The sequence below is a fragment of the Extensimonas perlucida genome (genome assembly GCF_007655255.1).
In the GTDB taxonomy this organism is placed as follows: Bacteria; Pseudomonadota; Gammaproteobacteria; order Burkholderiales; family Burkholderiaceae_C; genus Extensimonas; species Extensimonas perlucida.
In genome coordinates this window covers 37,886-58,575 of record NZ_VMYE01000019.1, presented here as the reverse complement: position 1 = coordinate 58,575, position 20,690 = coordinate 37,886, and the positions used below count along the sequence as shown (strand labels likewise).

The 20,690-nt window shown below is 66.4% G+C and carries 14 protein-coding genes; 5 read left to right on the top strand and 9 right to left on the bottom strand.

Annotated elements, in window-relative coordinates:
• The 5 genes from FK527_RS13760 to FK527_RS13740 are packed head-to-tail and all read left to right on the top strand — an operon-like array spanning nt 1 to nt 7,191.
• The gene (locus FK527_RS13760; protein ID WP_144735003.1) at nt 1–3,918 is read left to right on the top strand and encodes an Eco57I restriction-modification methylase domain-containing protein; all 3,918 of its coding nucleotides are present in this window, start codon (nt 1–3) and stop codon (nt 3,916–3,918) included.
• Entirely contained in the window at nt 3,918–5,204 is a 1,287-nt protein-coding gene (locus tag FK527_RS13755) for an AAA family ATPase (RefSeq protein ID WP_144735001.1), read from the top strand. The genes FK527_RS13760 and FK527_RS13755 overlap by 1 nt, the downstream gene beginning before the upstream one ends.
• Nucleotides 5,201–5,728 (top strand): hypothetical protein, encoded by a 528-nt coding sequence (locus FK527_RS13750; protein WP_144734999.1) that lies wholly within the window; start codon nt 5,201–5,203, stop codon nt 5,726–5,728. The genes FK527_RS13755 and FK527_RS13750 overlap by 4 nt, the downstream gene beginning before the upstream one ends.
• 9 nt (nt 5,729–5,737) lie before the next feature.
• Nucleotides 5,738–6,427 carry an RNA ligase family protein gene (locus tag FK527_RS13745; RefSeq protein ID WP_144734997.1) on the top strand — a complete coding sequence of 230 codons (690 nt, stop codon included), beginning with the start codon at nt 5,738–5,740 and terminating at the stop codon, nt 6,425–6,427.
• Nucleotides 6,424–7,191, top strand: a complete 768-nt coding sequence (locus FK527_RS13740) for an HNH endonuclease (protein ID WP_144734995.1) — start codon at nt 6,424–6,426, stop codon at nt 7,189–7,191. The genes FK527_RS13745 and FK527_RS13740 overlap by 4 nt, the downstream gene beginning before the upstream one ends.
• A 134-nt stretch (nt 7,192–7,325) precedes the next feature.
• Here the strand turns inward: FK527_RS13740 and FK527_RS13735 are convergent, their stop codons facing one another.
• The 9 genes from FK527_RS13735 to FK527_RS13695 all read right to left on the bottom strand — a co-directional run bounded on the left by FK527_RS13735 (nt 7,326) and on the right by FK527_RS13695 (nt 20,685).
• Nucleotides 7,326–9,095: an AMP-binding protein gene (locus FK527_RS13735; protein WP_144734993.1), complete on the bottom strand. Its 1,770-nt coding sequence runs from the start codon at nt 9,093–9,095 to the stop codon at nt 7,326–7,328.
• Between the two features lie 106 nt (nt 9,096–9,201).
• Nucleotides 9,202–10,809, bottom strand: a complete 1,608-nt coding sequence (locus FK527_RS13730; RefSeq protein ID WP_144734991.1) for an AMP-binding protein — start codon at nt 10,807–10,809, stop codon at nt 9,202–9,204.
• Between the two features lie 59 nt (nt 10,810–10,868).
• Nucleotides 10,869–12,797 (bottom strand): AMP-binding protein, encoded by a 1,929-nt coding sequence (locus tag FK527_RS13725; RefSeq protein ID WP_186298444.1) that lies wholly within the window; start codon nt 12,795–12,797, stop codon nt 10,869–10,871.
• Nucleotides 12,798–12,835: 38 nt separating this feature from the next.
• Nucleotides 12,836–13,624, bottom strand: coding sequence for an enoyl-CoA hydratase/isomerase family protein (locus tag FK527_RS13720; protein WP_144734987.1), 789 nt, complete (start codon nt 13,622–13,624; stop codon nt 12,836–12,838).
• Between the two features lie 78 nt (nt 13,625–13,702).
• Nucleotides 13,703–14,497 (bottom strand): enoyl-CoA hydratase-related protein, encoded by a 795-nt coding sequence (locus FK527_RS13715; RefSeq protein WP_144734985.1) that lies wholly within the window; start codon nt 14,495–14,497, stop codon nt 13,703–13,705.
• Between the two features lie 60 nt (nt 14,498–14,557).
• The gene (locus tag FK527_RS13710; protein ID WP_144734982.1) at nt 14,558–16,597 is read right to left on the bottom strand and encodes an acetyl/propionyl/methylcrotonyl-CoA carboxylase subunit alpha; all 2,040 of its coding nucleotides are present in this window, start codon (nt 16,595–16,597) and stop codon (nt 14,558–14,560) included.
• 92 nt (nt 16,598–16,689) lie between these two features.
• Nucleotides 16,690–18,297, bottom strand: a complete 1,608-nt coding sequence (locus FK527_RS13705) for an acyl-CoA carboxylase subunit beta (protein ID WP_144734979.1) — start codon at nt 18,295–18,297, stop codon at nt 16,690–16,692.
• Nucleotides 18,298–18,348: 51 nt separating this feature from the next.
• Complete coding sequence (locus FK527_RS13700) at nt 18,349–19,479, bottom strand: acyl-CoA dehydrogenase family protein (RefSeq protein ID WP_144734976.1); 1,131 nt, start codon at nt 19,477–19,479, stop codon at nt 18,349–18,351.
• Between the two features lie 24 nt (nt 19,480–19,503).
• Nucleotides 19,504–20,685 carry an acyl-CoA dehydrogenase family protein gene (locus FK527_RS13695; RefSeq protein WP_144734973.1) on the bottom strand — a complete coding sequence of 394 codons (1,182 nt, stop codon included), beginning with the start codon at nt 20,683–20,685 and terminating at the stop codon, nt 19,504–19,506.
• Nucleotides 20,686–20,690 lie beyond the last annotated feature (5 nt).

Here is a 20,690-nt window from a genome sequence, read left to right as displayed (position 1 = left end):
ATGACCCGCCGCCCCCTGCCCACACTCGCCTACGATGCCATCACGATCGAAGGCAGCCTGTTCAACGCCGAGTGGCTGGCCAAGGTCGCCCACCTCGAAGCGCCGCGGCAACAGCCACACGACTACGCCATTCCCGACGGCCTCAATCTGCGTGACGAGATCGCCCGCGCCTGGCGCATGGCCCAGGCGCAGTGGCTGAAGTTCCAGCCCACGCTGGCCACGCCCACGCCTACACCTGTGACGGCCGAGCGCTTCGTCACCGCACTGCTCGAAACACTCGGTTTCGACGCGCTCGCAAAACGCGCCGAGCCCATCGTGCTGGGCGAGCGCAGCTTTCCCATCAGCCACACCCAAGGCCACGTGCCGGTGCTGATCGCCGCGCCCAGCGAAGGGCTCGACGACGGCCACGCCCGCTTCGGCGAGGCCGGCCGCCGGCGCAGCCCATTTGGCCTCTTGCAGGAATACCTCAACGCCGCCGACGCCGCGCTGTGGGGCCTGGTCAGCAACGGCCTCAAGCTGCGCCTGGTGCGCGACAACGCCAGCCTCACCCGCCCGGCGTGGCTGGAAGCGGACCTCGAACGCATCTTCACCGAGGAGCGCTTCGCCGACTTCTCGGCGCTGTGGCTCACGCTGCACGCCAGCCGCTTCGGCCGCCCGGATGGCGACCCGGCCGACTGCGCCTTGGAAGTGTGGCGCCAAGTCGGCCAGCAGACCGGCATCCGCGCCCGCGACGAACTGCGTCGCGGCGTCGAGCGCGCCATCCTGGAACTCGGCCAAGGCTTTCTGGCCGAACCCGCCAACGCCGATCTGCGCGCCGCGCTGACCGCAGGCCGGCTCACCCCCGCCGGCTACTTCCAGCAACTGCTGCGCCTGGTCTATCGGCTCATCTTTTTGCTCACGGTGGAAGAACGCGGCCTGCTGCACCCGCCCGCCAGCGATCCCGCCGCCCAACGGCTGTACGAACGCGGCTATGGCCTGCGCCGCCTGCGCGAGCGCGCCGTGCGCCACAGCGCACACGACGCGCACACCGATCTCTACGCCGCGCTGAAAGTCACCTTCCGCGGTCTGGCCAGCGGTGAGCCGCGCCTGGCGCTGCCCGCCTTGGGCGGCCTGTTCGGCAGCGAGCAGACGCCGCAGCTCGACGCCGCCGCGCTGCAAAACCGCCACCTGCTGGGCGCGCTCTGGGCGCTGGCCTGGATCGCCCGCGACGGCGCCACCGAGCGCGTCAATTGGCACGACATGGGGCCGGAGGAGCTCGGCAGCGTCTATGAGAGCCTGCTGGAACTGGTGCCGGTGGTCGACGAGGGCGCCACCCGCTTCGGCTTCGCCGGCGGCGATGAGACCCGCGGCAACGCCCGCAAGCTCTCCGGCAGCTACTACACGCCCGACAGCCTGGTGCAGGCGCTGCTCGACTCGGCGCTGGAGCCGGTCATCGCGCAGAAAAAGGCCGAACGGCCGGACGACGAAGCCACCGCCATCCTCTCCATCACCGTCATCGACCCGGCGGTCGGCAGCGGCCACTTTCTGCTCGCCGCCGCGCGGCGGCTGGCCGCGCACCTGGCGCGCGCCCGCGCCCAGGGCCAGCCCGGCGCCGCCGAACACCGCCGCGCGCTGCGCGAGGTGGTCTCGCACTGCCTGTTCGGCGTCGACCGCAACCCGATGGCGCTGGAACTCGCCAGGATCGCGCTGTGGCTGGAGGCGATGACGCCCGAGGCGCCGCTGTCGTTTCTGGACACCCACCTGGTGCTGGGCGACGCCCTGCTCGGTGTGCTCGATCCGGCCAGCCTCACCCAGGGCATCCCGGACGATGCCTTCAAGCCGCTCACCGGCGACGACAAGGCTACCTGCGAGCGGCTCAAAAAGCGCAACCGCGAGGCGCGCAAGGCGCTCGCGCGCCTGACTGAGCAAGGCCCGCAGCCGCTGCTCGACTTTGCCCGCCACACCGTTGCCGCCGAGCTCGCCGCGCTCGACGATCTGCCCGACGACACGCTGGAGCAGATCGCCGCCAAACGCGCCGCGTATGAAGCCGTGCGCGCGCAGCAGGAACGGGCGGGCCTGGCCGAAGACCTGCTGCTCGCCGCCTACCTCTGCCCCAAGCGGCCGGACACCGAAGCGCGCGTCCCCACCACCGAGCACCTGCTCGCCGCGCTCACCGGCCAGCCAGTGGACGAGGCGGTGATCGAAGCCGCGCGCCAGACCGCCCGCGCCCACCACGTGCTGCACTGGCGCGAAGCCTTCGCCCAGGTGTTCGCGCGCGGCGGCTTCGACTGCGTGCTCGGCAACCCGCCGTGGGAGCGCATCAAGCTGCAGGAGCAGGAGTTTTTTGCCAACCGCGCGCCCAATATCGCGAACGCCCGCAACAAGGCCGAACGCGCCCGCGCCATCGCCGCGCTGGAACGCGCCCCGGCCGACAGCCCCGAGCGGCGCCTATTCGAAGCCTTCGAGACCGCCAAGCGCGCCGCGGAGGCCGCCAGCGCCTTCGCCCACGACGGCCTGCGCTACCCGCTCACCGGCGTCGGCGACGTCAACACCTACGCCCTCTTTGCCGAAACCGCGCTCGCCCTGCGCGCCGCCCAGGGCCGCGCCGGCATCGTCGTGCCGAGCGGTGTCGCCACCGACGACTCGACCAAGGCGTTCTTCTCGCACATTGCCGACGGCCGGCTGGTGAGCCTGGTCGACTTCGAGAACCGCGCCGGTCTGTTCCCCGCCGTGGACTCGCGACAAAAGTTCAGCCTGCTCACCCTCGGCCAGGCCGAGCGCGCAGAGCTCGCCTTCTTCCTCACCGCGCCGGAGCAGCTCAAGGACGCACGCCGCCGCTTCGCGCTCACGCCCGCGGAGTTCGCGCTGCTCAACCCCAACACCCGCACCTGCCCGGTGTTCCGCAGCCAGGCCGATGCCGAACTGACCAAAAAGATCTACCGCCGCGTGCCCGTGCTGTGGGACGAGAGGCGGCCGGACGGCAATCCGTGGGGGATCACGTTCCTGCGGATGATGGACATGTCCAACGACAGCCACCTGTTCCGCACTGCCGCCAAACGCGGGGAACTGGCCGACCCGCTGCCGCTGTACGAAGCCAAGCTGATCCACCAGTTCGACCACCGCTGGGCCACCTACGCCGGCGCGCAGGCCAAGCTGACCGACGACGACGAAGCCGACGGCGCCCGCGACAGCACGGACGCCGAAAAGGCCCGCCCTGACTACACCGCCACCCCGCGCTACTGGGTGGAGCGCGCCGAGGTGGAGGCGCGGCTGCGGGACAAAGACTGGCAGCGCGGCTGGCTGATAGGCTGGCGGGACATCACCAATGCGACGAACGAGCGCACGGTGATTGCGGCGGCGGTGCCGCGCGTTGCAGTCGGCCACAAAATGCCGCTGCTTCTGAGCGCACGACCAGCAAAAGAGCTTTGTGGTCTTTTGGGCAACTTGAATGCGCTTTGCCTGGATTTCGTCGCCCGCCAAAAGGTCGGCGGAACGTCGCTCACGTATTTCTATCTGAAGCAGTTCACAGTCCTACCACCCACCACCTACACCCCCGAGGCGCTCGCCTTCATCGTCCCGCGCGTGCTGGAGCTCACCTACACCGCCTTCGACCTGCGGCCTTTCTACGACGACGTGGTGGCCGAAAACCCGGCCTTCGACCCGCGCCCGCCATCCGAGCGCGGCCAGCCCTTCCCCTGGAACCCCGAGCGCCGCGCAAAGCTGCGCGCCGAACTCGACGCCTACTACGCCCGCCTCTACGGCCTGACCCGCGACGAGCTGCGCTACCTCCTCGACCCCGCCGACGTGATGGGGGCCGATTACCCCTCCGAAACCTTCCGCGTGCTCAAGGACAAGGAGACCCGCCAGTACGGCGAATACCGCACCCAGCGCCTCGTGCTCGCGGCCTGGGATCGCCTGGAAACCGGAGAATTGCGCTGATGTTTACCCGCCTGCGACTCATCAATTTCAAAGCCTGGCGCGATACTGGCGACTTAGCACTCAAGCCCGTGACCATGCTGCTGGGTACCAATTCGTCAGGCAAATCCTCTTTGATCCAGAGCCTGCTGCTGCTCAAGCAGACCGTACAGTCGCCCGATCGCACGGTGCATCTGAATCTGGGTGGGGATGAGGTCAATGACCTGTTCAACTTCGGCAGCTTTGACGACGTGCTAAACCAGGCGGCCGAATCACCGCGGCAATTTACGATGGCTTTCGACTTTCGACGTGCCGACTCCACACGCATCAAAGAGGGCACATTCGAATGCAGCTATGGTCAGACCTCATCCGGTAGTGTCACCGTGCAAACCCTGAAGCTACAGACGGATGCACGACGCTTTCTGGCCGTGCGCCGTGACAAGGGCGCGTTTTCCATCCTGGTGGACAATGAATCGCAGCCGCGTATGAAGGGTCGGGATTGCGCGCCCGAGCGTTCGATCGCGTTGTCCGCTGATGTCATCGCAAGGTTGGACAAAGACGGGCAGTTGGCCGAGGACTTGAGCCTCGCCATCCGCCGTGAGCTGGAAGGCATCAGCTACCTGGGGCCGCTGCGGCGCAAGCCTGAACGTGACTATCCGTGGAACAAGACCAAGCCCGGTGATGTGGGTAGCGACGGCCGTGCCGCCATCGATGCGCTGCTGGCCAGTGCGTTACTGAAGGGCGAGGAACAGAACATCGTCGTGGATGGCGTTTCCAAGTGGCTCGCGCGCATGAAATTGGCCGAAAAACTCGAGGTGCGCCAGCAGGGGCGCTCCAACCGCTATGAATTGGTGATTCACCGTGATGGCGTAGCCTGCAATCTGCGTGATGTGGGCATTGGGGTATCCCAAGTGCTGCCGGTGCTGGTGGTGGCCTACTTTGCACCCAAAGGCAGCACGATCATTCTGGAAGAACCCGAGATTCACCTGCATCCACTGGCTCAGTCGGTGCTCGCCGAAATGTTCGTTGAGATCAGCCAACAGCGCGGGGTGCAGTTTGTCGTGGAAACCCACTCGGAACATCTGTTCCGGCGCATGCAAACCCTGGTGGCAAAACAAACCGTGTCAACCGATGAAGTGGCGCTCTATTTCGTCGAGCGCACAGGCAAGTCGGCCCAGCTGAGGACGCTGCAAATCGATGAGTTCGGCCGGGTGAGCAATTGGCCGGAAGGGTTTTTCGGTGATGCTTTGGGCGAAACGCGCGAGCAGGCGCGCCTGATGTTCGAGCGCCGGAAAAAAATCACATCATGAAAGCGCGCTATGTGGTGGACACCAATGTGCTGATCGCCGCCAGCGCGGCCGATCCGATGCACCCCAAGGATATCGACGCGACGCCGCCAGAACCTGAGTTACGCAAAATGGTCTGGAAATGGTTGTCGGCGTTCGAGCGAAGCGAGTCGCACCTGGTGCTCGATCTTGCAGGGCACATTTATGACGAATACACCCGAAAACTCGGCTTCAACGATTACGGCATTCAAGTTGTTATCCACAAATGGAGCACGGCGGCAGTAGATGACGTGGACATCGAATACGACAACGATGGGTATGGTGTTTTGCCCGCGGCGCTCGCCACTGTCGTCCATGATCTCGCTGACCGAAAAATCGTGGCCGCAGCGCTGGCTGCGTACCAGCTATTCGGTGAAGGCTGCATCGCTTTTGCCGGCGACACCGATTGGCACGATTGGGAAAGCGCCTTGGCGGCGCATCAGGTGCAGTTGGAGCCGATCATCGAGGCTTGGTCACGCCAAAAACATGCCGAAAAGCAGCATCGTTGAGCGACCGACATGACCGACTTCTTCCGCTTCCCCCATACGCCGCACCTTGCCTGGCTCGGCCCGGGCGCACCGCGTGACGACAAGGTACTCACGCCCGCCGAGGTGCGGGAGCTGCTGAACGGCGAGGTGGTGGTCGAGGAAAAGATCGATGGGGCAAACCTGGGGCTGTCGCTGGCACCGGATGGCAGTTTGCGCGCGCAGAACCGCGGCCAGTATCTGTATGAGCCCCATGCCGGTCAGTTTGCCCGGCTAGCGGCCTGGCTGGCGCAGCACGAGGCCGGGCTGCGCGAGGCGCTCACGCCCGAGCTCGTCCTGTTCGGCGAATGGTGCGCCTTCACCCACAGCATCCCCTACACAGCGCTGCCGGACTGGTTCATCGGCTTCGATATCTATGACCGCGCCAGCGGGCGATTTTGGAGCCGTGAGCGGCGTAACGCCCTATTGCAGCGTGCAGGTATTTCTGCGGCGCCCGAAGTCGCACGCGGCCGGCTGACGCTGGAGGCACTCAAGCGCCTGCTCGATGGCACCCCGTCGGCCTTCGGCGCGCCGCACGTCGAAGGCTTCGTGCTGCGCCGCGACGCCGGCGACTGGTGTGCGGCGCGAGCCAAGCTGGTGCGCGCCGATTTCGTCCAGGCGATCGACACCCACTGGCGCCGCCGCGCGCCGGCACACAACCGGCTGGCGGCGCATCCGGCATGAGCGGCCTCTCGCCCATCATCCTGGCCAAGCTCGCCAATGACGCCGGTTTCGTCGTCGAGCTGGGCGAGGCGAGCGGTTGGCTGGCGTTCGCCATGCCCGACAGCGATCTCAAGTTGTGGTTGCGCGCGCAGGACGCGACGCTGATCGCCGCGCTGTCGCGCCGCGACGTGCTGGCGGAGTTGCCCATCGGCGCGCCGTGGAGCGGGTCGCTTCCCGGTGGCGCGGCCGGTGCACGGCAGGTGGCTTCAGCCAACGAACTGTTGACGCTGCTGCACCGGGCGCGGGTGCTGGAGCGCACGCTGCCCAACGCGCTGCTCACCCAATATCAGCAGGCCACGGATCACATCGATGCCACCGAGGCCGAGGCGCTGGTGCGCCAGCGGCGCGGGCAGGCGCTTTTCCGGCAGGGCTTGTTCGATTACTGGGGCGGGCGCTGCGCGATCAGCGGCCTGGAGGTGCCGCAGCTGCTGCGCGCCAGCCACGCCAAGCCGTGGAAGGACGCCAGCGACGCCGAGCGGCTCGACGTGCACAACGGCCTGCTGCTGGCCGCGCATCTGGATGCCGCCTACGATCAGGGGCTGATCACGGTACATCCGGACGGCAGGGTCGAGCCCTCGCCACGCCTGCCGGCATCGGCGCTCGCCGTGCTGGGGCTCACGGACCCGCAACATGTCTGTGGCTTGAAAGCCGCGCATGCCCCGTTTCTCAGCTGGCATGTGGCAAAGGTTTACAACAAACCCTTGCCAGCCCCGCTCAACGACTGAGCTCCCCTGCTGCAAGCAGGGTCCCTTTACCGGATTCGCATGGTTGCGGGAGCCAAACGCTTACCCGCGCCTTCCCACAGCCGCAGCCGCGAGCTGCTACGGCATCGATGGTGGTGGACGGTGGGAGCAGAAACTCAACGCCGTTCTGCAGCGCGCCCCGCGATGTTGTCGAGGCCAAAATGCGCTATGGCGATCTTGCGCAGCATGAATTTTTGGATCTTGCCCGAGGCCGTCATGGGGAATTCTTCGACGAACATCCAGTATTTGGGCACCTTGAAGCGCGCCACGCGCTCTTGCACGAAGGCCGTGAGCTCTTCTTCGCTGCTGGTTTTCCCGCTCTTGAATTGCACGAAAGCCGCGCCGACCTCGCCCATGCGCTCGTCGGGCACGCCGCAGGTATAGACCTGGTTGATGGCCTCGTGCTGGCCAATGATTTCTTCGACCTCCTTGGGCGCGACCTGCTCGCCGCCGATTTTGTATAAATCCTTGGCCCGGCCCGTGATTTCGAAATAACCGTCCTCGCGGCGGCGGAAGATGTCGCCCGTGCGCAGCCAGCCGTCCTTGTCGATGGCGTCGCCGGTTTCCATGGGCTTTTTGTAGTAGCCGCGCGTGACGATGTTGCCGCGCACAGCGAGTTCGCCCTCGTGCATGTCAGGCGGCAGGTCTTCCTTGGTCGAGGGGTCTATGAGCTTGAACTGCGCCTGCAGCCCGCCGAACTCTTCCACGCCCGAGGCGCCACCGGGCTTGTCCTTGCCCACGGCCGTGCTGATGAGTTCGAGCGGCGCGCCAAAGGGTGTGTACATGGCCGCGCCGGCGACTTCGGTCATGCCCCAGGCGGTGAACAGCTCCTTGATGCCCAATTCGCGCTGCAGCGCTTCCCAGACCCACAGCGGCGTGGCCGCAGCCGCATTGATCATGGCGCGCAGGCTGCTGAGGTCGTACTTTTTGAGGTCGGGATGGTTGAGCAGCGCGACGGCAATGGTCGGCACGCTGGCGATGCGCGTCGCCCTGCTGGCTTCGAGCAAGGCCAAAAACTTGCCAGGGTCGAACAAGGCCTGCGGGATATACGCGCCACCGACGAACAGCACCGACAAAAAGCCGATCTTGTAGCCAAAAATATGGTGCAGCGGCAATGGGCTCGCGAGACGCTCTGCGTCGTCATAGCACTCGCTCCAGGCTGTGCCGTAGGCGCTGCGCATGAGCATGTCGTGCGTCAGCATCACGCCCTTGGGGCTGCCCGTGGTGCCCGAGGTGTAGCAGATCAGCGTTACCTCATCGGGGTAGCGCGAGGCCTTTTGGCGCTCGGCCAGCGCTTCGTCCGAAATCCCATCGCCCAGGCGCAGAAAACTTTCCCAGTCCAAAGCGCCGCCGTAGCGCGCGCCAGACGGCGACTGCACGACCACGTGGCGCAGGCGCGGAAAGGATTCAGCACGCCAACTGCCCGGCGCGCCCTGCATCTCGGGCAGCATGTGCTGGAGCTTTTCGATGTAGTGCCGGTCTTCGCAATGGTCCATCGCAATCAGGCACACGCTGTCGGATTGCTTGACCTGGTAGGCCAGATCGACCGCACCCATGCGCTCGTTGAGCGGCACGCTGACGCAGCCGATCTTGGCCACCGCAAGCTGCAAAAACGCGAGCTCGGGCACCGTCGGGAAAAGCATGGCCACGTGCTCGCGCCGCTGCACGCCGAGCGCCATCAGGCTTTTCGCGAGCCGATCGGCAATCTGGCGCGACTCGGCATAGGTGTAGATTTTTTCAGGCGTGTAGATGTGTTCGCGCTCGGCATATTGCGCAGCCAGGCGGTCGAACCAGTCGCCCATGGTCAGGCGCGGCCAGACTGGGACGCGCAGCGCCAGCGCGGCGCGTCTTTGCGCTGCGATGTCGGCAGCGGTGGATGCTTGCATGGAGTGGCTCCTTTGCGAAAAAAACTTCTCTTTTAATAGCTGCTAGCGCTTGATACATAAGGGCTAGAGGCCAATTTTGCTTATAAAAACGGGGCAGCGGCGCCGCCTAACGGTTGAAATACGACGCGAAGTCTTTGCGCACCTGGTTTTTTTGGATCTTGCCCGTGGCCGTCTTGGGCATGGCATCGACGACGACGACCGCCTTGGGGCATTTGAAGGGGCTGAGCTTTTGTTTGACCTTGGCCAGCAATTCGTCGGGGTCTATGGTCTCGCCCGGGCGCACGGTGACCACGGCGGTCACGGCCTCGCCCCAGCGCTCGTGCGGCAGGCCCACGACCACGACCTCGGCGAGCTTGGGCTCGACGGCGTAGAGCGCTTTTTCGACCTCGATCGAGGCGACGTTCTCGCCGCCGGACTTGATCACGTCCTTGTGGCGGTCTTCGAACCAGAGCATGCCGTCCGCGCCAAAGTGCCCCACGTCGCCCGAATGGAACCAGCCATGGCGAAAGGCTTCGCGCGTGGCTTTTTCGTCGTGCAGGTATTCGGTCAGCAGGTGCGGACTGCGATAGACGATCTCGCCTGGCTGCTCGCGTGGCAGCAGGTTGCCGGCATCGTCCATGATGCCGATCTGCACGTTGATGCCGGCCGTGCCGATGGCGCCCGGATGCGAGAGCTGGTGCTCGGGGCGAAAGCAGGTCGAGGCCGGGCTCATTTCGGTCTGGCCGAACATCAGCGAGAGCTCGCAGCCGAACACGTCTATGAGGCGGCGCAGGTCGTCGTCGGGCATGGGCGCCATCGCGTACACGGCGCGCCGCAGGCTGGAGACTTTGCGCGGCTTGCGCTCCTGCTCTTCGAGCAGCGCGCGGAACATCATCGGCAGGCCGAAGAACATGCTGATCTGCTCGGCCTCTATCAGGTCGAGCAGCACCACGGGGTCGAAGGCTTCGAGGATGTAGAGCGTGGCGTTCGAGGCGATCGCGGGCGTACAAAAAGCGTTGAGCTGCGCCGTGTGGAACATGGGCATCATGGCCACGACCTTGTCCTTGGCCTTGAGCTCGGTGTCGATGATCACGCCCAGCGTTTCGAGGTAAATGGCCAGGTGGCTGCCGACCACGCCCTTGGGCGCCGAAGTGGTGCCGCTGGTGTAGAGGTAGGACAGTGGCGCGCGGTCTTGCACCAGCACTTCGGGATCGGTCTGCGCGCGCCCCGCGCCGAGCTGCGCCAGCGACTGCGCCTGCACGCGCTGCGGCAGCGCGAGGTCGGCGGGCGCGGGGCCTTCGATGACGATCAGGTCGCGGATCGCCGGCAGGTCGCCGAGCACCAGCGCCAGTTCACCAAGCCAGCGCTGCTGCGCCACCACGCCGCGCACCTGCGCGTGGCCGAGCACGTAGCTGAGCTCGCCCTGGCGCCAAAACAGGTTCAGCGGCGTGCAGACCACGCCGATCTTGGCGCAGGCGTAGTAGGTGACGAGGAACTCCATGCAGTTGCCCGACATCAGCGCGAGCGCATCGCCCTGGCGGTAGCCGAGCGCGAGCAGGCCGTGCGCCGTGCGGTTGACCCAGTGGTTGAACTCTTCGTAGCTGATGCGGCGCGCGCCTTCGACCAGGGCGGTCTTGTGCGGGTCGCGCGCGGCGCTGCGCGTGAGCATGTCGCCGACGTTGACGCGCTGCGCGAGGTTGAGTTGCAGGGCAAAGTCTGCGGTGGGTGCATTCATGGTGGGTTGTCTCCTGAAGGGTTTTGCTGGAGTGACGCCCGTGTGGCGTCACGACTGCGCTATCGCGACGTCGTGTGGTTGCGGATTTCGTGCAGGCCGAACTTTTCCGAGGCGAGCTGGCGCAGGAGGAATTTCTGCACCTTGCCCGAGGCCGTCATGGGGAAGTCCTCGACGAACACCCAATACTTCGGAATCTTGAAGCGCGCCACGCGCGTCTGCACGAAGGTGGTGAGCTCTTCTTCGGTGCAGCTGCGCCCGGCCTTGAACTGCACGAAGGCCGCGCCGACCTCGCCCATGCGCTCGTCGGGCACGCCGCAGATATAGACCTGGTTGACAGCCTCGTGCTGGCCTATCATTTCTTCGATTTCTTTGGGCGCGACCAGCTCGCCGCCGATTTTGTACAAGTCTTTGGCCCGGCCGGTGATGAGGTAGTAGCCGTCGCTGCGGCGGGCAAACACGTCGCCCGTGCGCAGCCAGCCGTCCTTGTCTATGGCCTCGCCGGTTTCTATGGGTTTTTTGTAGTAGCCGCGCGTGACGATGTTGCCGCGCACGGCGAGCTCGCCCTCCGGGGCGTCGGGCGGCAGGTCTTCCTTGGTCGAAGGGTCTATGAGCTTGCACTCGACCAGGTTGCCGCCAAACTCCTCCAGTCCCGCGACGCCGCCCGGCTTTTCGAGGCCCACGGTGTTGGTGATGACTTCGAGCGAGGCGCCAAATGGCGTGTACATGGCAGCGGCCGAGGTCTCGGTCATGCCCCAGCCGGTCACCATTTCGGTGATGCCCATGTCGCGCTGCAAAGCCTCCCAGACCCACAGCGGCGTGGCCGCGGCGGCGTTTTTCATGGCGCGCAGGCACAGCTTGCGCTGGGGCAGGTCGGGGTGGTTGAGCAGCGCGACGGCGATCGTAGGCACGCTCTCGATGCGCGTGGCGCGGCTTTGCTCCAAGAGCTGCAAAAACGCCCCGGCATCGAACAAGGCCTGCGGAATGTAGGCGCCGCCGACGAACAGCAAGGCCAGAAAGCCCTCCACGTAAATGAACATGTGGTGCAGCGGCAGCGGGCTTGCGATGCGCTCGCCCTCGATGAGGCCCTGGCTGTAGGCCGCGCTGTAGGCACTGCGCATGAGCATGTCGTGCGTGACCATCACGCCCTTGGGGCTGCCCGTGGTGCCCGAGGTGTAGCAGATCAGCGCCACTTCGTCGGGGTAGCGCGAGGCCTCCTGACGCGCGCGCAGCGCCTCGTCGGAAACACCATCGCCCAGGCGCAAAAACGCCTCCCAATCGAGCGCCCCGCCGTAGCGCGCGCCCGACGGCGACTGCACGACCACGCTGTGCAGCCGTGGAAACGCTTCGGCGCGCCAGCCGCCCGGCGCGCCTAGGAGCCTGTCGGACTTTGGAATCGTCGGCTGCGAATGCGCCGCAGCGGCCCATTTTTTACCGTCTTCTTGCCCCATAGTCCCGCTATGGGGCGGCGAATCCGGCAAAAACTGGCCTCGCTGGGGCGCATTCTCGCTTTCGACGCCCAAAGTCCGACAGGCTCCTAGCATCTCGGGCAGCATTTGCTGGATTTTGTCGATGTAGTGCCGGTCTTCGCAGTGGTCCATCGCGAGCAGGCACACGCTGTCGGACTGGCGCACCTGGTAGGCCAGATCGACCGCGCCCATGCGCTCGTTGAGCGGCACGCACACGCAGCCTATTTTTGCCACGGCAAGCTGCAAGAACGCAAGCTCGGGCACCGTGGGAAAGAGCATGGCGACATGGTCGCGCCGCTGTACGCCCAGCGCCATCAGGCTCTTCGCAAGGCGATCGACGGTCTGGCGCGACTCGGCGTAGCTGTAGCTTCTCTCGGGCGTATAGATGTGCTCGCGCTCGGCAAATTCGGCCGCGAGGCGGTCGAACCAGTCGCCTATGGAGAGGCGCGTCCACTGCGGAATGCGCCGCGCGAGCGCGGCACGGCGTTGTTCGAGGCCGGGCGCGGTTTGCGCTGCGTTCATTGGTGTCTCCATTCGCTGTTGTTCGGGGGCTTGGGCCTTCAGCGGCCTTTCCACACGGGTTTGCGCTTTTCCGCGAAAGCGCGTGGGCCTTCCTGGGCGTCTTCGCTCGCGTAGGCCGCGCGGTAGATGTTGTGCGCGAGCGCCATGCCGGCATCGCAGCCCGCGCTCATGGCCGTCATGATCGACTCCTTGCCCGCCATGACCGACAGCGGCGCATTGTCGCGGATGCGCTCGGCGAGCTTTTGCGCGCGTGCGCGCACGGCGTCGGGCGTGTCTTCGAGGTAGTTGATGAAGCGCAGCTCATGGAAGGGCTCGATCGGGTAGAGCTCGCCCGTGAGCACCATTTCCATGAGCAGCGGCTGCGGCAGCATCCACAGCAGCGGAATGGCCCAGGGGCTGCCGCGCCCGGCGATGCGCGTTTCGGTGATGCCGACCTGCGTGCCCTTGAGGCCCACGCGCAGGTCGGAGTTCAGGCTCAGCATCATGCCGCCCGCAATCAAATGCCCCGTCATGGCGGCGATGATGGGCTTGGCCACACGGCGCTGGCGGCTGTGGAACGGGTCCTTCATCTTGGTGAGGATGTCCACGCCCTCCTCTTTCTTCACGCGCGCGGCTTCGCGCAGGTCCAGCCCCGCGCAGAAGGTGCCGCAATCGGACGAAGTGAGTATGGCCACGCGCACGTCCTTGTCGGCATCGACGGCGTCCCAGCACTCGTAGAGACGGTTGGCCGCGGCGGGCGAGAGTGCGTTGCGCATCTCGGGGCGGTTGATCTTCACGGTGGCAATGCCATCGCGCACTTCGTACAACACGGAATCTGCGTCGCTCATGGGGTTCTTTCTTGCAAGGGGAATGGGAAATCGGTGAATGGGAAGCCAGGGGCCGCAGCCGGCCCGCGCTGGGCGAATTCAGGCGCGCGTGACTTTCCAGGCCGGGGCGCGCTTTTCGAGGAAGGCGGCGATGCCTTCGCGCGCTTCGGGCGTCTCCCAGGCGTCGGCGAGGCAGTTTGCGGTGTAGTCCATGCATTCGACAGGCGGGCGCCCGACCATGTCGTTGAACAGGCGCTTGGTGCGCGCGATCGCGCTCGCGGGCAGGCTCAGCACGAGCGCGAGTTCTTCCTCGATGGCGCGGTCGAGCTCCTCGGGCGGCACCACGCGGTCGAGCAGGCCCACGCGCTCGGCCTGCACCGCGTCGATGAACTGCGCCGTGAGCCCATAGCGGCGCGCCTTCGCCAAGCCCAGGCGGCGCACCACATAAGGCCCGATGTTCGCGGGCGCCAGGCCCAGCCGCGCCTCGGTGAGCGAAAATCGCGCCGTGGTCGCACCCACAGCGACGTCGCAAATACAGGTCAGGCCAAAGCCGCCGCCCGTCGCGGGGCCGTTGATGCGCCCGATCACGACCTTGGGCAGGTTGTCGAATTCGTAAAACAGGTCTGCGAGCGGACGCGAGTCGGCGATGCGCTGCGCGCGGCTCTGGCTCAGCACGGTCTTCATCCAGTTGAGGTCGCCGCCCGCGCAGAAGGTCTTGCCTTCGCCCGTGAGCACCAGCGCGCGCACCTGCTCTTTTTGCGCCACGACCTGCAAGGCGTGGCGTAGCTCGGCCACGACGTCCAGGCTCAGCGCGTTTTGCATGTCGGGGCGCGCGAGCGTCAGGCGCGCGACGGCGTCGCCCTCGAAAGTGAGTTTGATCGATTGGTAGTGCATGGTTTGTCTCCTTGGTGGTTCTGTGCTATTGGCGGGGCCGCGCGGTGCGGCTGAGCCGGCTCATGCGGCGGCACCCTCGGCTGTTTCTGCGGCCCCTGGTTCGCCGCTTTCCTCGGCCTCGATCACGGCAACGACGAGGCCGCGCTCGACCATCTGGCCGGGCTGTACGCTGAGCGAGCGCACCACGCCGTCGTGCTCGGCCGTGATGCGCAGCTCCATCTTCATCGACTCCATGGTCGCCACCACGTCGCCCGCGCGCACCTGGTCGCCCACGGCGACGTGGGTCTGCAAGATCACGCCCATCATGGGCGTGCGCAATTGGCCGCTGGACTTGCGCGCCGCGGCCACCTGGTTGACGTACGAAGCCGTGCCCAGCGTGAAGGCGCCCGCGCTGCCCTGCACGAACAGCGCCTCGCCCTTGCACGCGATCTGCAGCGTTTCGTGGCAATCGCCGCGGCGCACGCGCCAGTGGCCGTCGGCCATGGGTGCGAGCGCCAGGCGCAAGGATTCGGCACCCACCTGCACCGTGACTTCGCCATCGGGCGCGAGCGCGCCGACGCGCACTTCGTGCGTCTGCCCACCCGAGTGCACGAGCAGCGCCGGCAGCGGCGTGATCGAATCGCTGCCCGCGTGCATCTGCCAGCCCGTCACGTCCAGCGCCGTCCAGGCGCCGTAAGCAGGCGCGCTGGTGCGCGCGTCGCGCAGCCACCAGGCGGCAGCGGCGGCAATGTAGTGCAGCGGCGCGCTGGGCGTGGCGATGCGCCACTCGGCCAGCACCTCGTCGACCAGGCGCGTGTGGAACGTGGCCGCGCGCGTGTCGGGCAGACTCAAGAGGCGCCGCAAAAAGGCGATGTTGGTCTCCACCCCGAGCACCTGCGTTTCACCCAAGGCCCAGTCGAGCTTGTCGAGCGCGGCCTGGCGCGTGGGCGCGTGCACGATGAGCTTGGCCAGCATGGGGTCGTAAAACGGCGTGACCACCATGCCCGCGCGCACGCCCGACTCGACGCGCACGCCGCTGGCCGCAAAGCGCACCTCGACGAGCTCGCCCGTCGAGGGCATGAAGTTCTGCGCCGCGTCCTCGGCGCACACGCGCGCCTCGACCGCGTGGCCCTGCACCTGCAAGTCCTGCTGGCGCACGGGCAGGCCCTCGCCCGCTGCGATGCGCAGCATGAGCTCGACGATGTCCAGGCCCGTGACTTCCTCGGTCACGGGGTGCTCGACCTGCAAGCGCGGATTCACTTCGAGGAAATGGTGCTGCCCGTCGTGCACGATGAACTCCACCGTGCCCACGCCGCGGTAGCGCAGGCGCTCGCCCAGGCGCACGGCATCGCTCAGCATGGCCGCGCGCAGGGCCGCGTCGAGGTGGCTCGCGGGTGCTTCTTCGATCAGCTTTTGGTAGCGCCTTTGCAGCGTGCATTCGCGCTCGAACAGGTGGATCACGTGGCCCTTGCCGTCGCCCGCGATCTGCACCTCGATGTGCCGGCCGTGCTCGATGAAGGGCTCCACGATCAGCGCCGGGTCGCCAAAGGCACTCGCGCCTTCGCGCATGGCCGATGCGATGTCGGCTTCGAGCGTATCGAGCGTGCGCACCACGCGCATGCCTTTGCCGCCCCCGCCCGCCGCGGCCTTGAGCACCACAGGCAACGGCATGCCGCGCACGGTGGCGGCGATCGCAGCTGCATCGCGGCTGGGCTCTTCGCTGCCGCCGAGCACGGGCACGCCGGCGGCGCGCGCCTCGTGCTTGGCCGCGGCCTTGTCGCCCAGGCGCTCTATGGATTCGGGCGTGGGGCCGATGAAGACCAGCCCCGCCGCTTCGACGGCGCGCGCGAACGCGGGGTTTTCGGCCAGAAAGCCGTAGCCCGGATGGATGGCCTGCGCGCCCGTGCGCCGCGCCGCGGCGATCACGGCGTCCATGCGCAGGTAGCTCTCGGTCGCGGGGGCGCCGCCGATTTCGATCGACTCGCCGATGCTGTCGACATGCAACGCGTCGCGGTCGGCGCTCGAATGCACGCCCGCCACGGCAATGCCCAGGCGCGCGCAGCTGCGCGCGATGCGGCAGGCGATCTCACCGCGGTTTGCGATCAGGATTTTTTTGAACATAAAACTTCCAAATCAGTAGCTGCCAGCGCTTGATACATCAGCGCTAGTGGCCAATTTGATGCATATTTTTTGGCTGACACGCGAGCCCTTGCTCACATGCGGAACACGCCGAAATGCGTTTCCTTGGCCGGTTGGCGCCCCGCGAGTTCGAGCAGCAGCGCCATGGTGTCGCGCGTTTCGGTCGGCTCTATGACCATGTCGCACCACAGGTGCGCGGCGTAGTTGTAGGGGCTTGCGAAGCGCTCGAACTGCTCACGAATCGGCTGCTTGAAGCGTTCTTTTTCTTCCTCACTCCAGCTCGTGCCCTCGCGCTCGTGGATGTTGTCGCGCACCATGGTCAGCGTGGTGGCGGCCTGCTCTGGGCCCATGAGCGCGGCGCGGCCCGTGGGCCACATCATCATCACGTTGGGCTTGAATGGCCGCCCGCACATCGCGAGGTAGGCTGCGGCGTAAGAGCCGCCGGTGATCAGGGTGTAGCGCGGCACGTTGGCCGAGGCCATGGCCGTGATGAACTTGGCGCCGTGCTTGGCAATGCCCTGCTGCTCCACGGCCTGGCCGACCATGAAGCCCGACACGTCGGCCATGAACAGCAAGGGGATGTCGCGCTGGCAGCACAGCTCGATGAAATGCGCCCCCTTGATCGCGCTTTCGGAAAAGATCACGCCGTTGTTCGCGAGGATGCCGACCTGGAAGCCCTTGATGCGCGCAAAGCCGCAGATCATGGTGTCGCCATACAGCGGTTTGAACTCCTGCAAGTCGCTGTCGTCGATCAGGCGCAGCAGCACTTCGCGGTTGTCGGTCGGGTGGCGGTTGTCGGCGCTCACGATGCCGTAAATCTCGCGCGGATCGTGGCGCGGCGGCAGCGGCGGGGCCACGTCCCAGCGCTGGCGGGGGCCTGTGCCGAGGTTGGCGACGATGCCGCGCACGATGGCGATCGCGTGCGCGTCGTTTTCGGCCAGGTGGTCGGTCACGCCGCTGATGCGGCTGTGCATCTCGCCGCCGCCCAGGGTTTCCACATCGACCACTTCCTTGGTCGCGGCATAGACGAGCTGCGGGCCGCCGAGGAACATGGCGCCCTGGTTGCGCACGATCACGGCCTCGTCGCACAGCGCGGGCAGGTAGGCGCCGCCCGCGGTCGAAGGCCCGTGCACGGTGGCGATCTGCGTGATGCCCTCGGCGGACATGCGGATCTGGTTGTAGAAGATAGAGCCGAACTGCCCGTCGTCGGGGAAGATGAACTCCTGCTCGGGCAGGTTCGCGCCGCCCGACTGCACCATGGTGATGCAGGGCAGGCGGTGCTGCCAGGCGAACATCTGCGCGCGCACGTGCTTTTTCGCGGTGATGCCGTAGTAGGTGCCGCCCTTCACGGTGGCGTCGTGGATCATGATCATGCAGGGCCGCCCGCTGACCAGGCCCACGCCCGTGATGATGCTGCCGCCCGGCGGCACGCCCTCGTACATGCTCTCACCCGCAAGCTGGCCAAACTCTAAAAACGGCGAGCCGGGGTCGAGCACGGCCGCGAGGCGCTCGCGCGGCAGCAGCTGCTTGCGCTGCTTGTGCAGGCGCCGTGCCTTTTCGGGGCCGCCCGCCAAGGCGCGCGCACGGCGCTCGTGCAGATCGGCAATGCGCGCCTCGTAGGCCTCGCGGTTGCGGCGGAACTCGTCGGTGTGCACCGACACGTTGGAAACCATTTCTGTCATTCGATTCCTCTTTCGTCTCGGTGCCTGCGTGCTCCGCCGGGGAGGGGCCGCTCAGCTCAAGGCCGCAAAGCGCTGCAGGTGGTGGTCGGCGCTGCCGAACAGGTTGCAAAACAGCGTCAGGCGCCGGAAGTAGTGGCCTATGTCGAGCTCTTCGGTCATGCCCACGCCGCCGTGCAGTTGCACCGCCTGCTGCGCGACATAGCGTGCACGCTCGCCGATGGCCGATTTGGCCGCCGACACCATGCGGGCGCGCGTGCGCGCGTCGGCATGGTCTGCGTGCAGCGCCGCCATGAGCAGCATGGAACGGCTCGCCTCCACCGCGGCAAACATGTCGACGATGCGGTGCTGGATGACCTGGAAGCTCGCGATCGGCACGTCGAACTGCTTGCGCGTCTGCACGTATTCGCCCGTCTTGCGCAAGAGCGCCGCCATGCCGCCGAGCGCGTCGGCGCAAGCCACCACGGTGCCCAGGTCGATGATTTGCTCGAGCAGCGCCAGGCCCGCGCCTTCGGTACCGAGCAAGGCGTCACGCCCCACGCGCACGCCATCGAGCACCAGATCGCCCGCCTTGCTGCCGTGGTAGGTGCGGTAGCCTGCGACCTTGAGGCCGGGTGTATCGGCGCCGAGCAGAAACAGGCTGATGCCCTGCGCATCGTCCGCCGCGCCCGAGGTTCTGGCCGCGACCACGAAGCCGTGCGCCCAGGGCGCGCCGAGCACACCCGTCTTGCGCCCGTTGAGCACCCAGCCGTCGCCCTGCGCACGCGCCTGCGCCGTGACGTAGCGCAGTTCATGGCGCGCGTCGGTTTCGCCATGAGCGAGCGCGAGAATGCGCTCACCCGCGGCCACTGCGGGCAGCCAGGCCTGCTGCTGTGCAGACGTGCCCGCCAGTGCAAGCGCCTGTGCACCGAGCACCGTGCTCGCAAGGTAGGGCTCGACCACCAGCGCCGCGCCCATGGCCTCGGCCACCTGCGTGAGTTCGATCACGCCGCCAAAGCCGCCGTGCGCTTCGGGCAGCCCCAGACCCAGCCAGCCCATGTCGGCAAACTGCTTCCAGTGCGCGGCACTCATGCCGACGTCAGACGCAATGATCTTGTTGCGTGCGTCGAAGGCGTACTCGGATTGCAGGTACTTTTGCGCGGCGTCGCGCAGCATTTTTTGCTCTGCAGAAAGTTCGAAATTCATGGCTTTTTCCTCCTGCTGGGCCGATCAATGCGCGCCGCCCGCGAGCAGCATCTTGGCGAGCACGTTTTTCTGCACCTCGTCGCTGCCGCCATAAATCGTCGCCGCGCGTGAAAAACCATAGCGCGGCATGGCGTGGGCAAAGCGCCCCTGGCCGAATTCGCCCTTGTCGTGCCAGGGCCAGGCAAGCTCGGCCGCCAGTTCCACGTCGAGCTCCGAGAGGGTTTGCTGCACCGCCGTACCCATGCTCTTGAGCAGCGAGGACTCGGGCCCGGGCGCCTTGCCCGCCGCCGTGGCTGCGAGCACGCGGAAGTTGGTGTATTCGAGCGCCATGAGATCGATCTCGGCGCGCGCTATCTTGAGGCGCAGCGCCGGGTCTTCGATGGCAGGGCGCCCGCCCGAACGACGCTCGCTGGCCGCGGCGCGCAGGTTCGCAAGATGCGCCTTGGAGTCGGCCACGCCCGCGATGCTCGTGCGCTCGTGCGTGAGCAGGTATTTGGCAATGTCCCAGCCCTGCCCTTCGCGCCCTACGAGATTACTCTTGGGCACGCGCACGTCGGTGAAGAACACCTGGTTCAGGTGGTGCTCGCCGTCGATCGAGACGATGGGGCGGACTTCTATTCCCGGGCGGTCCATTTCGATCAGCAAAAACGAGATGCCTTCCTGCTTTTTGCCCGTGTTGGCCGTGCGCACCAGGCAGAACATGTGCGTGGCCCAGTGCGCGTAGGTGGTCCAGATTTTGGAGCCGTTGATGACGTAATCGTCGCCATCCGAGACGGCCGCGGTCTTGAGGCTGGCCAGGTCCGAACCCGCGCCGGGCTCCGAATAGCCCTGGCACCACCAGTCTTCGCAGCGCCGGATGCGCGGCAGGTATTGGGCTTTTTGCTCGGGCGTGCCGAAGGCGATCAGCACCGGCCCGAGCATGATGACTCCCATGGACAGGCCTACGGGTGCGTTGGCCGCCGCGCGCTCGAGGTCGTAGATGTAGCGCTGCGTCGGCGTCCAGCCCGGCCCGCCGTATTCCTTGGGCCAGCCCGTGACGAGCCAGCCGCGGTCGTCGAGCTTACGCTGCCAATTGACGATATCGTCTTTTTGCAGCATCTCCCCCGTGACCACCTTGCGCTTGAGCGCTTCGGGTGTGTTTGCCTGAAACCAGGCGCGCACCTCGCGCTGGAACTCCAGGTCTTGCGGGCTGAAGTTTATGTCCATGGTGT